At 40.8% G+C, this 15637-nt stretch carries 13 protein-coding genes; 9 read left to right on the top strand and 4 right to left on the bottom strand.

Going from position 1 to position 15637, the window contains the following annotated elements:
- Nucleotides 1-23: 23 nt before the first annotated feature.
- From FH971_RS14935 to ettA, 4 genes are all read right to left on the bottom strand, one after another.
- Entirely contained in the window at nt 24-3122 is a 3099-nt protein-coding gene (locus tag FH971_RS14935; protein WP_140234856.1) for a multidrug efflux RND transporter permease subunit, read from the bottom strand.
- A complete protein-coding gene (locus FH971_RS14930; protein ID WP_140234855.1) occupies nt 3122-4207 on the bottom strand; it encodes an efflux RND transporter periplasmic adaptor subunit in 1086 nt (361 codons plus the stop codon). Before FH971_RS14930 ends, FH971_RS14935 begins: the two co-directional genes overlap by 1 nt.
- Nucleotides 4208-4487: 280 nt before the next feature.
- On the bottom strand, nt 4488-5831 hold the full coding sequence (locus tag FH971_RS14925) for a hypothetical protein (protein WP_240778326.1): 1344 nt from the start codon (nt 5829-5831) through the stop codon (nt 4488-4490).
- A gap of 284 nt (nt 5832-6115) precedes the next feature.
- Nucleotides 6116-7783 carry an energy-dependent translational throttle protein EttA gene (gene ettA, locus FH971_RS14920; protein ID WP_140234854.1) on the bottom strand — a complete coding sequence of 556 codons (1668 nt, stop codon included), beginning with the start codon at nt 7781-7783 and terminating at the stop codon, nt 6116-6118.
- A gap of 261 nt (nt 7784-8044) precedes the next feature.
- Here ettA and glyA point away from each other — a divergent pair, with 261 nt between their 5' ends.
- The 9 genes from glyA to FH971_RS14875 all read left to right on the top strand — a co-directional run bounded on the left by glyA (nt 8045) and on the right by FH971_RS14875 (nt 15573).
- Nucleotides 8045-9298, top strand: a complete 1254-nt coding sequence (gene glyA / locus FH971_RS14915; protein ID WP_140234853.1) for a serine hydroxymethyltransferase — start codon at nt 8045-8047, stop codon at nt 9296-9298.
- A gap of 109 nt (nt 9299-9407) precedes the next feature.
- The gene (gene nrdR, locus FH971_RS14910; protein ID WP_137226325.1) at nt 9408-9857 is read left to right on the top strand and encodes a transcriptional regulator NrdR; all 450 of its coding nucleotides are present in this window, start codon (nt 9408-9410) and stop codon (nt 9855-9857) included.
- A gap of 77 nt (nt 9858-9934) precedes the next feature.
- Nucleotides 9935-11080, top strand: coding sequence for a bifunctional diaminohydroxyphosphoribosylaminopyrimidine deaminase/5-amino-6-(5-phosphoribosylamino)uracil reductase RibD (gene ribD / locus FH971_RS14905; RefSeq protein WP_140234852.1), 1146 nt, complete (start codon nt 9935-9937; stop codon nt 11078-11080).
- A 64-nt stretch (nt 11081-11144) separates the two neighbouring features.
- The gene (locus FH971_RS14900; protein WP_140234851.1) at nt 11145-11804 is read left to right on the top strand and encodes a riboflavin synthase; all 660 of its coding nucleotides are present in this window, start codon (nt 11145-11147) and stop codon (nt 11802-11804) included.
- A 100-nt stretch (nt 11805-11904) separates the two neighbouring features.
- Nucleotides 11905-13008, top strand: a complete 1104-nt coding sequence (gene ribBA / locus FH971_RS14895) for a bifunctional 3,4-dihydroxy-2-butanone-4-phosphate synthase/GTP cyclohydrolase II (protein ID WP_140234850.1) — start codon at nt 11905-11907, stop codon at nt 13006-13008.
- Nucleotides 13009-13131: 123 nt separating this feature from the next.
- On the top strand, nt 13132-13608 hold the full coding sequence (gene ribH / locus FH971_RS14890) for a 6,7-dimethyl-8-ribityllumazine synthase (RefSeq protein ID WP_137226333.1): 477 nt from the start codon (nt 13132-13134) through the stop codon (nt 13606-13608).
- A 14-nt stretch (nt 13609-13622) separates the two neighbouring features.
- Nucleotides 13623-14027 carry a transcription antitermination factor NusB gene (gene nusB, locus FH971_RS14885; protein WP_137226335.1) on the top strand — a complete coding sequence of 135 codons (405 nt, stop codon included), beginning with the start codon at nt 13623-13625 and terminating at the stop codon, nt 14025-14027.
- A gap of 87 nt (nt 14028-14114) precedes the next feature.
- Complete coding sequence (gene thiL, locus FH971_RS14880; protein ID WP_140234849.1) at nt 14115-15071, top strand: thiamine-phosphate kinase; 957 nt, start codon at nt 14115-14117, stop codon at nt 15069-15071.
- Between the two features lie 10 nt (nt 15072-15081).
- Complete coding sequence (locus FH971_RS14875; RefSeq protein WP_140234848.1) at nt 15082-15573, top strand: phosphatidylglycerophosphatase A family protein; 492 nt, start codon at nt 15082-15084, stop codon at nt 15571-15573.
- The last annotated feature ends 64 nt before the right edge of the window (nt 15574-15637 follow it).

Below are 15637 nucleotides of genomic sequence, written 5' to 3'. Positions count from 1 at the left end.
TATTAAACCTGAGAAAATTAAGGCTATTGCGCTTGTTGGGCGGCAATGGCGTCATTAAGTTGTGCTTCAATAAACCCTGGAGAGTGAGTTGACGAAGAGATGAGTCGGTACATTGCTGGGATCACTAATAGGGTGACTATGGTTGCAAATGCCATGCCGAAGAATATCACAGTTCCAACCGCAATGCGGCTTTCACTGCCAGCTCCGGATGACATAATCAGGGGTATTGCACCAATTAGAGTGGTGAATGCGGTCATTAATATTGGCCGTAAACGGCGCGCTGAAGCATCTATAATAGCGTTGTCGAGTGATAAACCGCGGTCACGTAATTGATTGGCAAATTCGACAATTAAAATACCATTCTTGGTGACCATACCAATTAACATTATCATGCCAATTTGACTATAGATATTCATCCCTTGATGCATGAGTACTAAGCCAATAAAACCACCAAAAATACCCATCGGAACAGTAAACATCACCACTGCCGGATTGATAAAGCTTTCAAATTGAGCTGCTAATACTAGGTAAGCAATCAGTAATGCTAAAGCAAACACAATGAGCACACCGGTTTGGTTTTCTTTAAAATCTTTTGACTCACCAGTGTAGGCAATTGAAATATCGTTTGGCAGTAATGTAATTGCGCGATTCTCTAAAAAGTCGAGTGCTTCCCCTAGTGTATAACCTTCACCTAAATTTGCTTTAATGGTAATCGATTTTTGTTTGTTGGTATGGCTTAGCCGCTGCGGTGAGGCAACTTCTTCAACCTTAGTGACGGTGTCGAGGGTGATTAATTCGCCTTTGCTGCTTCTAAAATAAATCTTACTGAGGTCAGTGACGCTATTAAAGCTGTTTTCATCACCGCGTAGGTATACATCATATTCTTCACCACGTTCAACAAAGGTTGTTTCGCTGCGCCCTCCCAACATTATTTCTAAGGTTGTCGCTATTTCTGAGACGCTAATTCCTAACTCTGCAGCCCTTTGTTTGTCGACCGTAACGACAAGTTCTGGGGTTGTTTCTGCGTAATCTAAATCAGCACCGTCAAGCATAGGGCTCGCATCGGCTTCTTGTTGTAGTACTTGGGCCCATTTAAATAACTCGGAATAGTCGGAGCCCCCCAATACAAATTGAACTGGTTCACTTGATTGACCTCTAAATCCAGGTAGCATCGGACGAACCATTACATCAGGAATATCCTTTAACGTTTGACTGATTAATGCTAAAGCTTGTTTAATATCTGTATCACGATCTTGCCAATCTTCAAGTTGGATAATGGCAAATCCGGTTTGATCACCCGCTCTGCCACCAAATGCAGGGGCTTCAACACTAAATGATTTCACTACTCCCTGGCCTAATAGTGGCATTAATCGATTTTCAACAATGTCCATATTGGCGACCATGCGATTATAACTGGTGCCTTCGGCACCTTTAATAAACGCAAACAAAACTCCACGATCTTCTTGCGGTGAGAGCTGTGAAGGGACTTGTTGCATTAATAAGTAACTACCACCGATACAGGCGATGATAATAATTGGTGCCGCTATTCGCCAACGAAGTGCCCATTTGACCATGCCACGATAGCGTTGTTCTAATCTATTAAAACCATTATCTATAGCAAGATTAAAGCGATTTTTTTTCACATTGGCTTTTAATAGCTTACTGCACATTACTGGGGTAAGTGTCAGTGCGATAAGTGATGAAAAAAGTACCGACATTGCCAGCATCACGGAGAATTCTGTAAACAATAAACCCACCATGCCATCCATAAATGAGATGGGTAAAAACACCATAATTAACACTAACGTAGTGGACATAACCGCAAAACCAACCTCACGGGTCCCTTTATAAGCCGCTAGAAGTGGTTGTTCGCCTTGCTCAATATGATGAAAAATATTTTCCACCACAACGATGGCGTCATCAACCACCAGTCCAATAGCCAAAATGAGTGCCATTAAGGTTAATAAGTTAATGGAGTAACCTAAACTGTAAGCTGCCATAAAAGAGGCTATTAATGATACTGGAACGGTAACGGCTGGTATGAGTGTCGCTCGCACTTGACCGATGAAAATGTACAGCACCAACACAACCAGCACACCAGTTATGAACAAGGTGTTGTAAACCTCATTAATGGAGCGAGCAATAAACACATTGGCATCATAGTCGACAACTAATTGTGTCCCTTCAGGCAGAAAACTCTGCACTTTATCGACTTCTTGTTGTACTTGCATCGAAATGTCTAATGGGTTGGCATCTGATTGCGGCACTATTCCTAGGCTTAAATTGACAATGCCATTACTTTTAAAGGTCGAATTTTCGTTTTCTGCACCGATAAACACACTGGCGACATCTTTAAGGTAAATCGGGGTGCCATCGTTTGCGGTGTGGACAACTAAGTAATTAAAATCTTCTGGGCTGTAATATAACCGTTTTGTTCTGACTGACATTACAGTGGTGTCATTACGGACTTCACCTCCGGGTGTTTCAAGGTTTTCTGTATTTAATGCATTAATTATATCGCTGGTAGTCACATTTCTACCTGCCATTAATTGTGGCTTTAGCTGCACGTACATGACTTTGTATAAGCCACCTGAAATATTAACCGAGCTAACACCAGTAATTAAACTGAATCTATCTTCTAATACTCGTTGGGCGTAATCAGTGAGCTGAGTACGGTCCATATTTTCAGAGCTTAAGTTGACGTAAATCGATGGTTCACCAGTACCATTATCTTTAGATACAATGGGATCATCAGCTTCGTCAGGTAAGCGGCGTTGCGCTTTGGCCACGGCATCTCGTATGTCACTCACGCCTTCGGTTAAGTCCCAACCAAGTTCAAATTCGACTGAAATACGTGACATGCCATTTCGAGTGACTGATGTGATCTCATCTATACCGCTGATCCCGGTCAACTCATCTTCGAGAGTCTTGGTTATTTTACTTTCCATGATAGTGGCCGATGCACCGCTATAGGTGGTCATAACGGTCACTACAGGGTTTTGTACATCGGGCATTTCTCTAACTGACAGTTTAGAAAATGACACTAAGCCAAACACACACAGTAATAAACTCAGTACAATTGCAACAACAGGGCGCTTAACGGCCGTATCACTTAACCACATTATTCGCGCTCCTGTTTAACAGGGCTTGTTGTAGACTGAGTGGCTAAGTCTTTCACTTTCACACCGTCACGCATGTTCACTAGTCCTTGTACAACAATGTGATCGCCTATATTGATACCAGATTCTATTAATACCTGATCTTTAATTCGCGCGCCTAACATTACTTGGGTGCGTGTGGCGATATTGTCTTGATTTATCACGTAGACATAACGTCTGGTGCCTGAATATTCAAGCGCTTGTACTGGGACAATAGGAGATGACACACTAGGAAATACTAGTGTTGCTGACATCATCATGCCAGGCTTTAATTGACCTTTTTTATTATCAAACTGACTACGAATATTGAGATTGAGAGTTGCTGAATTGACGCGAGGATCAATCGCGATAATCTTGCCTGTAAAAATGACTTTATTCCACGCTCTGCTTGTAGCGCTTACCGACATCCCAGTACTTAGTAGTGAAAGATAATGCTCAGGAACTTGTAGGTCGAGCTGTAATACGGATAAGTCATCAAGTGATAACAGTGATTCATTGATACTAACCATTTTCCCACGACTGAAATTAATAAAACCTGTATTACCGGGAAATGGTGCCGTTAATGTGTGGTAATCCAAGTCGGTTTTAGCTGATTCGAGTCGTGCGAAAGCGATATCGACATTCGCTTTTTGAGCTTCTATTTCTGTTTGAGTGATGGCGTTAACGTGAATCAGCTTGTTAAATTCATTAAGCTTACGAACCTCATCCTTATAGTAAGCTTGAGCTTCGGTCACACTGGCTTTTGCTTTGCGGTTATCTAGGGTTAGTAATACTTGTCCTTTACTGACATGTTGGTTGGATGTGACTTCTATGTTGTCTATTTTACCTGCTACTTGTGGCGCTATCATTACCGCATGAGTAGCAGCAAGTTTTCCTATCAAGGTAATTGATTGTGATAGGTCATGTTGTTCAATGGTTGCAGTGATGACAGGCACGACTTTTTCTGCCCGAGGAGATTTTTGTGCGGCACTGGCATTAGGTAAAAAGACAATGAAGCCCAAAAAAAATATGGTTGTTAAGAAAAAACATTGGCCAAGTTTATTCATCATTTGAGTCATATCTCTATAAACATTCATTTAAGGGGAGTGTAACGCGGCGGCATTTGGCTAACGAGTAGCTTGTCAGTAATAGTTGGTTATTGTAATTTTTTTCTTTTGAGTAAAGAGTAAAGTAATGTAAAGCTTTTGATATTTTTGTAACAAGTCGCATTTCTATTTCCCCATTAATCATAAGGAATGGGGAAATAAAAGCCATATCATTTGATATGGCTTTTATTTATATTTCAGCTGAATTATTAGTGAGTTAAAGCTGATGGGACTATTTTAACTTTTATTTTTCGATAGGTTCGTTCGTAATTTCAATAGTCTGTTTTTTATTCACAGGGGTTAACCCCATAAAATAACCAATACTTTTGTTTGGTGATGACTTGTTAACATCTTCATCATTTAATTCAAAACTGGCTTGGTCTGAAAATAGTGAATATTTTGTTTTCGTTTTTTGAGCTGTCGGTTGTTGTGTTGTTGTGTTTTGTTCGACTTTTGGGGCTTCTGTTGTGACTGCTTTACTAGTTTTAGTCGGTATCAAGTGATTAAAGTTGTAATTAAAAACCCCACTCGCTTCAATTGTTTCTACACTGGATTTATCTTGATTTTGATAAGAAGCTAAAATACCGTGTTTACCGAGTGGAATCTCATGGGATAGTTTTTTACCGGTGCCAATTTTTACACCATTTATGTACCAATCTGCTGGTACGTCACTGTTTAATGTCACCATCGCTGATTTTAGGCCTAGTTCTTCATTCAACCTAGCATCGATTTTATTGTTATAAGAAGGCTTAAATTGCATTGCAACTTTATAATGTAAGTCACCTTTCATGTTCATGTTGGCGTCAAGAACTTCGTATGATAATAAAACACTTTTTTCATTTAAAAATGGAGATTCATTACGAGTATTCGATAAAATGCTACTTTTAGATTCTTTCAAACAATCAGCAATCGATTGATATTTTGAACATTCAGTTGCGCCATTTATATTCACTGGGAATGTACTGTCTGGTTTTGATAAATCAGCAAGTAAACGGTTAGTTATTTCTGTTTTGAGTTTAAATAATTGTTGACTTTTATCGGCACGCTTTTTATTTATGGCTTCATATTCAGCTAAGATTTCTACTTTTTCAGTTTGAAGACGTTTAATATCATCTTCTGCTTCTTGAGTTAATTTATCGACAGAATAAATAGACGCTTCTATTTGCTTATATGTTTCGGCAATATTCGATTTTGCACGAATAATTTTAGGTAATTCGGCAATAAGCTCATCATAACGTTGTTGCTCTGAAATAATTGATTTTTTCAGACCTTCTATGTCGTAAGCTTTTTTATTGAGCTGTGAAAATCTGTCGTTCACCGTGATTAGCAGAGTATCAATATTATATTGTTGTTCAATTGTATCGAAAGTTTGCTTTTCTAACGCGGTAATGACTTCAAGAGCCGGAATAACTGGTTCTTCTGACGTGGCAATGGCTTCAAGGGCCGGAATAGTCGGTTTTTCTGACGTAGTAATGACTTCGGATGTCGGAAGAGCCAGCTTTTCTGACGTGGTAATAATTTCGAGTGCCGCAAATGAGTTGCTTGCGTATAAGCACAATAAAGCAAGGCTAATTGAACCGTATATCACACTGGTATCTCCATTAAATTTCTCTACAAGCTGGAACCATCAACACTCTGTAATACGCTGAGCATAATCAGCAAAGAGTAACATAATCCGTTAATATTTTATAATACTGAAGTTATTTTAGCTTTACAAACAGATTGTCGTGCATTGCTCACAATAAATTCACAAATTTTTGAGTTACTATCTCAATTGAACAGTATTAATTATAACCTCTCAAATACGGTTAAATAATAAAGCGGAGCACTGAGGCTCCGCTTTATTCTATAATATATTTGGTTTTATAATAATTACTTATTTAAACGCTTATATTTTAACCTATGCGGTTCCATTATATCTGTTCCTAAAGTCTCTTTTAGCCAGTTAGAATATTCAGTATAGTTTCCTTCATAGAAACTCACTTTACCTTCGTCACGGTAATCAAGAATGTGAGTCGCAATACGGTCTAGGAACCAACGGTCATGGGAAATAACCATTGCACAACCAGGAAACTCTAATAACGCTTCTTCTAGTGCACGCAGTGTTTCTACATCTAGATCATTGGTTGGTTCGTCGAGTAATAATACGTTGCCACCGGCTTGTAATAATTTGGCTAAGTGGACTCGGTTACGCTCACCACCCGATAATGAACCAATTATTTTTTGCTGATCGCCACCACGGAAGTTAAAGCGGCCTACGTAAGCACGGCTAGAAATTTCAGTGTTGTTGATGCGCATAATATCTTGGCCGCCAGAAATCTCTTGCCACACGGTATTTTTATCATTCATTGAGTCACGGAACTGATCAACTGACGCAATTTGAACCGAATCACCGACAGAAATAGAGCCACTGTCTGGTTGTTCTTCGCCTGAGATCATTTTGAATAAGGTTGATTTACCTGCACCATTAGCACCAATAATGCCGACGATAGCCCCCTTAGGAACCGTGAATGTCAAATCATCAATCAGAACGCGGTCACCATATGACTTGGTTAAATTAGTCACTTCAATAACTTTGTCGCCTAAGCGAGGTCCTGGTGGAATAAACAATTCATTGGTTTCGTTACGCTTTTGATAATCGTTAGTGTTCAATTCTTCAAAGCGAGCCATACGGGCCTTGCCTTTAGACTGACGACCTTTAGCACCTTGGCGCACCCATTCTAATTCTTTTGCAATGGTTTTTTGACGAGCACTTTCAGTTGAAGATTCTTGCTGTAAACGGGCATTTTTTTGCTCAAGCCATGAAGAGTAGTTACCTTCCCATGGAATACCTTCACCACGGTCGAGTTCTAAAATCCAACCTGCGGCATTATCTAAGAAGTAGCGGTCATGGGTAATGGCCACTACGGTACCGTTATATTCTTGTAAGAAGTGCTCTAACCATGCCACTGATTCAGCATCCAAATGGTTGGTTGGTTCGTCAAGTAACAGCATCTCTGGTTTTTCAAGTAACAGGCGACAAATGGCTACACGGCGACGTTCACCACCTGAGAGCACTGCAATTTTTTCATCCCAATCTGGTAGACGTAATGCGTTTGCCGCTCGTTCAAGAATATGATCAAGGTTATGGGCATCTTGAGATTGAATAATAGCTTCTAATTCGCCTTGCTCTTTAGCTAGGGCATCGAAGTCTGCATCTGGCTCTGCATAAGCAGTATAAACTTCATCTAAGCGTATTAATGCATTTTTGGCTTCGCTTAATGCCTCTTCAACAGCTTCGCGAACGGTTTGTTGTTCGTTTAAGCGAGGTTCTTGCGGTAAATAACCAATTTTTAGACCGGGCATCGGCCTTGCTTCACCTTCTATTTCGGTATCGATACCCGCCATAATGCGCAGTAGAGTTGATTTACCTGAACCGTTTAATCCGAGTACACCAATTTTTGCGCCGGGAAAGAAACTTAGAGAAATGTCTTTTAATATTTGCTTTTTAGGCGGGACAATCTTACCCACTCTAAGCATGCTGTATACAAATTGAGCCATAATGATACTGTCTAATTGTCAACAAAGATGAAGATAATTCTACTGCATTATGAGCTGAACTCAACAAGCAATTGTATGATTTAATTTTGGGTGTTTTTAAGCTTAAACAAGCTGCTTAATTAGATTGATTTGTCGCTTAAACATGAATCGTTTTGTATTAAGAACACAGTGAATTTCATGTTGTTTCTACTGTAAATCATTATCGTTGCAGGGTAGAATACCGCGCAACCCTACTATATAGATAATGATGTTGGAGCTACCATGTTGAAGAAAGCGATGAATATTGCGGATTATGATCCAGAATTATTTAAAGCCATTGAAGACGAAACTTGTCGTCAAGAAGAACACATCGAATTGATCGCGTCTGAAAACTATACCAGTCCACGTGTGATGGAAGCGCAAGGTTCTCAGTTAACCAACAAGTATGCCGAAGGTTATCCAGGTAAGCGTTACTATGGTGGGTGTGAATTCGTTGATGTGGTTGAAACATTAGCGATTGAACGTGCAAAAGAATTATTTGGTGCAACTTACGCCAATGTGCAGCCTCATTCAGGCTCACAAGCAAACAGCGCTGTCTTCATGGCGCTATTGCAACCAGGTGATACCGTTTTAGGGATGAACTTGGCTCATGGTGGTCATTTAACTCACGGTTCTCCAGTTAACTTCTCTGGCAAACTTTATAACATTATTCCTTACGGTATCGATGAGTCTGGCAAAATTGACTATAACGAAATGGAACGCTTAGCAATTGAGCATAAGCCTAAGATGATGATCGGCGGTTTCTCAGCGTTTTCAGGAATAGTTGATTGGGCTAAAATGCGCGAAATTGCTGATAAAATTGGTGCGTACTTATTTGTTGATATGGCCCACGTTGCAGGCTTAATTGCTGCTGGTGTTTATCCAACACCAGTCCCACATGCCCATGTCGTTACGTCTACAACACATAAAACATTAGCTGGCCCACGCGGCGGGATTATTATTTCTGCAGCCGATGACGAAGTGTTATACAAAAAACTTAACTCTGCGGTATTCCCAGGTGGCCAAGGCGGCCCGTTAATGCATGTTATCGCGGGTAAAGCGGTTGCATTTAAAGAGGCATTAGAGCCAGAGTTTAAAGTATATCAACAACAAGTGGTTAAAAATGCAAAAGCTATGGTTGAAGTGTTTTTAGCTCGCGGTTATAAAATCGTCTCTGGTGGTACAGAAAACCATTTAATGTTGGTGGACTTAATTGGCCGTGATTTAACAGGTAAAGAAGCTGATGCTGCATTGGGTAATGCAAACATTACTGTTAACAAAAACTCAGTGCCAAACGATCCGCGTTCACCGTTTGTTACTTCTGGTATCCGCATTGGTTCACCGGCTATTACTCGTCGCGGCTTTAAAGAAGCTGAAGCAAAAGAATTAACCGGTTGGATTTGCGATATTTTAGATGATGTATCTGACACTGCAGTTATTGAGCGCGTTAAAGGCCAAGTATTGGCCTTGTGTGCTAAATTCCCTGTATATGGTTAATCGCTATTGATGATAGGCATACAGGTTTAGGTTAACCTTGTGTCGCAAATAGGATAAACTTTAATGGCCGCTAATTGTTAGCGGCCATTTTTTTTCTGCAGGAGGTTCAATGCATTGCCCTTTTTGTAGCGCGACCGATACCAAAGTTATAGATTCTCGTTTAGTGGCAGATGGTCACCAAGTCCGTCGCCGCCGGGAATGTACCGAATGCCATGAACGTTTTACCACATTTGAAGGCGCTGAATTAGTCATGCCTCGCGTCATAAAACGCGACGGAACTCGGCAACCCTTTGATGAAGATAAGCTGCGTGGAGGCATGTTGCGGGCAGTTGAAAAACGTCCAGTCTCAATTGATGAAATAGAGCAAGCTCTCACCAAAATCAAATCAACATTGCGAGCCACTGGCGAACGTGAAGTTAACTCTGAAATGATTGGTAATCTAATGATGGAACAGTTAATGAGCCTTGATAAGGTTGCCTACATTCGCTTTGCGTCTGTGTACCGAGCCTTTGAAGATGTGTCTCAATTTGGTGAAGCCATAGCTAAACTGCAAAAATAATTACTGATTAAAGCAATGTTTATCGTGTGATGTGTCACTCGTGTAAATAACATCGCATCGGAAAAGAGATACCTACCATGCCTAACTGGTCTAGCTTCGATATTGAAATGATGAGCCGTGCCATTATGTTGGCAGAGCGGGGACGTTATACCACTCGGCCCAATCCTTGTGTGGGATGTGTGATTGTTGCTGATGGACAGATTATTGGTGAAGGTTTTCATCAACGAGCAGGCCAAGGGCATGCCGAAGTCAATGCTCTTCAAATGGCGTTTGATAATGGCTTTTCTACCGAAGGCGCGACCGCTTATGTCACTCTTGAACCTTGTAGTCATTATGGCCGCACGCCACCTTGCGCTTTAGGCTTGATAAACGCCAAGGTAGCTAGAGTTGTGGTTGCTGTTACTGATGCTAACCCAGAAGTGTCTGGCAGAGGTATTAACATGCTTCGTGATGCAGATATTCAGGTTGATGTGGGATTACTGACAGAACAAGCTTATGCGCTTAACCTTGGTTTTATGAAGCGGATGAAGACAGGACTTCCTTGGGTTACGGTTAAAATAGCCGCCAGTTTAGACGGTAAAACTGCGTTATCTAATGGGGTATCAAAGTGGATTACCGGTGAAGCTGCACGAGCAGATGTACAAAAGTATCGTGCTAGCCATTGCGCATTAATCACCGGTGTTGAAACCATTCTTGTTGATGATCCTAGCTTAAATGTTCGCTATGAAGCGTTAGGTGAACTAACTACTCATCATACCAAAGATGAAATATTCCAACCTTTAAGAGTGGTGCTCGATAGTCGAGCAAGATTAACTGCAGCTCAACAGTTGTTTGCGATTAAAAGTCCGATATTGTTAGTTTCTGGTCGTCATTATGCAGACAGTGTTAAAGCGACATTTCCTGAGCATGTGTCTTTTTTAGTATTAGAGTGTGACTCGTCAGGTAGAATCCCGTTATTAGCCTTGCTAACGTATTTAGGTGAAAATGCTAATGCTGTATTGGTTGAAGCGGGCGCCACTTTAGCTGGGGCATTTGTCGCTCAAAACTTAGCTGACGATATCGTACTTTATCAGGCGCCTAAACTATTAGGCAGCCATGGACGGAATATGTTGCAGTTACCTGATTATAATGCAATGGAGCAAATTCCTGCATTGCACTTAATTGATGAGCGCAACGTTGGACAAGATAAGCGATATATCCTCAGATATAATCAACCATATTAATGTGCGAGTTGTGAAGCCTAAAACCTGAGCAATAGCAAAGTTTAAAAGCAAAAAGTGAGTCATTATGTTTACTGGGATAATCGAAGCCCTTGGTACATTACGTAAAATTGATCGCAAAGGTAACGATATTCGTTTAACCGTTGCCAGTGGAAAGTTAGATTTGGCTGATGTAAAGCTAGGTGACAGCATCGCCACAAACGGAGTGTGTCTAACCGTAGTTGAACGGTTGGTTGATGGCTATGTTGCAGATATTTCGGCCGAAACGGTTGGATTAACTGGTTTCAGTCATTATCAAGTTGGCCAAAAGGTAAATCTTGAAAAAGCGGTGTCAGCCACCACAAGGTTGGGCGGACATATGGTCAGCGGCCATGTTGATGGGATTGCTAAGGTTGAGCAATGTGCTTATCGAGGCAAGGCAATAGAATTTTGGTTAGTGGCTCCAGTTTCATTACAACGATATATCGCACATAAAGGGTCGATTACAATTGATGGCGTTAGTTTAACTGTTAATGAAGTTGATGGAGCACGTTTCAGGTTAACCATAGTGCCTCACACTGCGGGTGAAACTACGCTGGTGGATCTAAAAGTCGGTGATAGTGTCAATATTGAAGTCGATTTGATTGCTCGTTATTTAGAACGTTTAATGCAGCCTCAAGCAGAGCATACACCGCCTACATCTGGTGTGACAATGGAACTGCTCGCTAAGTCAGGTTTTTTGCGTTAACGACCACAGTAAATAATATTTGTGCCCAAACAAAAAAATATTACCAATAGATTTAATACCTCAAGATTAAATCAATAACTAAATTAATAAAGGTCTGACAATGGCGTTACATAGCATAGAAGAAATCATTGAAGATATTCGTCAAGGTAAAATGGTTATCTTGATGGATGATGAAGACAGAGAGAATGAAGGTGATTTAATCATGGCCGCTGAAAAAGTGACGCCAGAAGCAATCAACTTTATGGCAACTTATGGCCGAGGATTAATTTGCCAAACGTTGACCAAAGAACGTTGTCAGCAACTTAATTTACCTTTAATGGTTACTAACAATAATGCCCAGTTTACAACCAACTTTACAGTATCTATAGAGGCGGCAACGGGTGTTACAACCGGGATTTCAGCCCATGATCGTGCTGTGACGATACTAGCTGCAGTGGCTAAAGATGCTAAGGCTGCAGATTTAGTCCAACCAGGTCATATATTCCCATTGATGGCACAAGAAGGCGGAGTATTAACTCGAGCAGGCCATACAGAAGCGGGTTGCGATTTAGCTCGCTTAGCGGGATGTGAACCTTCCGCAGCGATTGTTGAAATTTTAAATGAAGATGGCACCATGGCCCGTCACCCAGATTTAGCCAAGTTTAGTGAAAAACATGGCATTAAAATGGGCACAATTGCAGACCTAATTGAATACCGTAATACTAATGAAACCACTGTTGTGCGTGAAGCTCAATGTAAGTTGCCTACCCGTTTTGGTGAATTTACTATGGTGACGTTTAGAGACACTATTGATAATCAACTGCACTATGCCTTAGTTAAAGATGAAGTGAAGCCAAATTGTTTAGTGCGGGTACATTTACAGAATACCTTTAATGATTTACTGCATTCAGAACGCGACCAAAAGCGTAGTTGGTCATTAGAAAAAGCCATGGAGCTCATTGCAGCTGAAGGTGGTGTTTTAGTGTTACTTGGTAATGACGAAAATACCAGTGACGTTCTAGCTAAAGTCAAAGCATTTGAAGCCGAGGACAATGGTCAATCACCCGCGCCAGCTCAATGGCAGGGAACTTCACGCCGTGTGGGAGTAGGATCGCAAATTTTGGCAAGTTTAGGTGTCACCAGTATGCGTCTATTAAGTTCACCAAAACGTTACCATTCATTGTCAGGTTTTGGTTTGGAAGTGACCGATTATATCGCCGAATAATATTGGCTGATGGTAAATTTAACAATTTCATTAATTGCATAGAGCTCAGGACTAACGGCTGTGATATCATAGCGCCTCTTTTTGCCCCGAGCTGGGTGCTTTAGCTAATTTAGGTAAGATAGAATGAACATAGTTCAAGGTAATATCGAAGCGAAAAATGCCAAAGTGGCGATCGTAATATCGCGATTCAATAGTTTTTTAGTTGAAAGTCTGCTTGATGGTGCAATAGACACATTAAAGCGTTTCGGCCAGGTCAGCGACGACAACATTACCGTTGTTCGAGTACCTGGTGCAGTTGAATTACCCCTTGCCGCTAAACGTGTTGCGGCAAGTGGAAAGTTTGACGGAATCATAGCATTAGGCGCTGTCATTCGTGGCGGCACACCTCATTTTGATTTTGTTGCTGGTGAATGTAACAAAGGTCTTGCACAAGTTGCATTAGAGTATGATCTTCCTGTTGCGTTTGGTGTATTAACTACAGATACCATTGAGCAAGCTATTGAACGTTCAGGTACTAAAGCAGGTAACAAAGGTGGCGAAGCAGCCCTTAGTTTGCTTGAAATGGTTAATGTACTGCAACAATTAGAACAACAGCTGTAAATAGTAGGAAAAGTATGAAACCTTCAGAGCGCCGTAAGGCCCGCCGTTTAGCCGTTCAAGCCATTTATTCATGGCAGTTAAGTAAAAATAATGTTGCTGACGTAGAACATGAGTTTTTAACAGAACAAAACACTGACGGTGTTGATGTGGCTTATTTTCGTGAATTGCTAACGGGTGTAGCATCAAAAACTGCGCAGATTGATGAGTTGTTAAAACCACATCTTGACCGTAATTTTGAAGAAGTGTCACCAGTAGAAAAAGCCATTGTGCGTTTGGCCACTTACGAGTTAACCTTCCGCAAAGATGTGCCATTTAAAGTGGCCATTAACGAAGGTATTGAGTTAGCAAAAGCCTTTGGTGCTGAAGATAGTCATAAGTTTGTTAACGGCATGCTTGATAAGTTAGTAAAACATAAGTAACACCAGAACGGTATCTTCGGATACCGTTTTCAATTCTTATTAATTGTTTCAAAATTAAGGTGGACGGTTTACCGTACCAGACTGAATGTGAAAGAATTTGATCTCATCGAACATTACTTCCGCAATAAAGGTCAAAAAAGGCGCGATGTTGAGTTAAGCATCGGCGACGACTGTGCGTTAGTGAATCCAGCCGACAATAAATCTATCGCTATTTCTTGTGATACCCTTGTTGAAAATGTCCATTTTTTAGCTGATATTCCGGCTCATGCTTTAGGGTATAAATCGTTAGCGGTTAATCTTTCTGATCTGGCGGCTATGGGGGCTGAACCCGCGTGGTTTACGTTAGCCCTGACATTACCCAATGTGGACCAGCCTTGGTTAGCACACTTCAGTGAAGGCCTGTTTGAAATTGCAGAATATTACAGTATTGCTCTTATTGGCGGTGATACAACCCGTGGACCTCGCAGCATCAGTATTACAATTAATGGCCAAGTCCCGAAAGGTACAGCCTTAACTCGTTGCGGAGCCAAAATAGGTGATTGGATTTATGTTACTGGTACTTTAGGGGATTCAGCTTTAGGCTTGGATATTCTCCGAGGGGTTAAAACAGTTAATCCAGAAGATAAAGAATACCTTATTAATCGCCATTATTATCCAACTCCTCGTGTGTTAGCTGGTCAAGCTCTTCGTACATTAGCTACGAGTGCTATCGATTTATCAGATGGTTTAATGTCTGATATTGGCCATGTGTTAAGTGCTTCTACGGTTGGTGCGATTATTGATGTCAACCAAGTGCCGTTATCTGCGTCGTTAACTGCTAACCTAAGCCGAGAAGAAGCATTAAGTTATGCACTTACTGGTGGTGAAGACTACGAGTTACTTTTCACTGTTCCTGAGTCTCAACGTGGCGCGATTGATACTGCGTTAATTAATGCCGGCGTCAAGTTTGTCAAAATTGGCCAAATTTGTGCTGGAGATAAATTAAAATTCGTAGACGACGGTAAAGCTTTTTCTCCAATATCTCGCAGTTTTGAACATTTTTAATTGAAGCATTATGAAACTACTTACCCAAGATAAATTTGTCAACAAGCTATCTTTAGCTAATCCTATTCACTTTTTAGCATTAGGCTTTGGCAGTGGCAAAGCGGCGAAAGCACCGGGTACTTTTGGTACCTTAGCCGCCGTTCCGTTGGTGCTATTGATGCAGCAGTTAAGCCTTACGAATTACCTGATTATTACCTGTATTAGTATGCTTGTTGGGATTTATATTTGTGGTAAAGCGGCTAGAGATATGGGAGTACACGACCATGGCGCTATTGTGTGGGATGAAGTGGTTGGTTTGATGATCACTATGATAGCTGCGCCTCTAGGCTATATGTGGTTAGTACTTGGCTTTGTTTTATTTCGTTTTTTTGACATAGTTAAACCTTGGCCAATACGTTGGCTTGATGCCAAAGTACATGGCGGTTTTGGTATTATGATTGATGATGTATTAGCAGGTGTTTTTTCGTTAATAGGTGTGCAGTTGGCAGTTTATTATCTATAACGTAGTCATAAACATCGAATAAAAAAGAGCGCAATGTGCTCTTTTTTCATATTTGATTCTTGTC

The organism is Shewanella polaris, assembly GCF_006385555.1.
GTDB lineage: Bacteria > Pseudomonadota > Gammaproteobacteria > Enterobacterales > Shewanellaceae > Shewanella > Shewanella polaris.
The sequence above is the reverse complement of the archived record's forward strand: the minus strand, read 5'-3'. Positions and strand labels throughout refer to the sequence as shown.